The sequence below is a fragment of the Serratia sp. 201 genome, assembly GCF_037027545.1.
Taxonomy (GTDB): domain Bacteria; phylum Pseudomonadota; class Gammaproteobacteria; order Enterobacterales; family Enterobacteriaceae; genus Serratia; species Serratia bockelmannii.
Genome location: NZ_JAXCHC010000019.1, coordinates 1 through 294, shown reverse-complemented (window position 1 = coordinate 294; position 294 = coordinate 1). Strand labels below are relative to the sequence as shown.

At 50.0% G+C, this 294-nt stretch carries 2 rRNA genes; both read right to left on the bottom strand.

Annotated features, from left to right (window positions below):
• A 5S ribosomal RNA gene (rrf, locus tag WA302_RS25200) occupies window positions 1-87 on the bottom strand; the annotation flags it as partial.
• Between the two features lie 100 nt (window positions 88-187).
• Window positions 188-294: ribosomal RNA gene (locus tag WA302_RS25195) — 23S ribosomal RNA — on the bottom strand; the annotation flags it as partial.

Sequence of the window (294 nt, the reverse complement as noted above, 5' to 3'; positions counted from 1 at the left end):
AGACCCCACACTACCATCGGCGCTACGGCGTTTCACTTCTGAGTTCGGCATGGGGTCAGGTGGGACCACCGCGCTATTGCCGCCAGGCAAATTCTGTTTCATTCCAACCGCCTCACTTCCATGAAGCTATCAGAACCAATCTCGGAACTTCGCTGAAAATCTCTCTAAAAAACACCTTCGGTGTTGTAAGGTTAAGCCTCACGGATCATTAGTACTGGTTAGCTCAATGCATCGCTGCACTTACACACCCAGCCTATCAACGTCTTAGTCTTAAACGTTCCTTCAGGGGCCTTA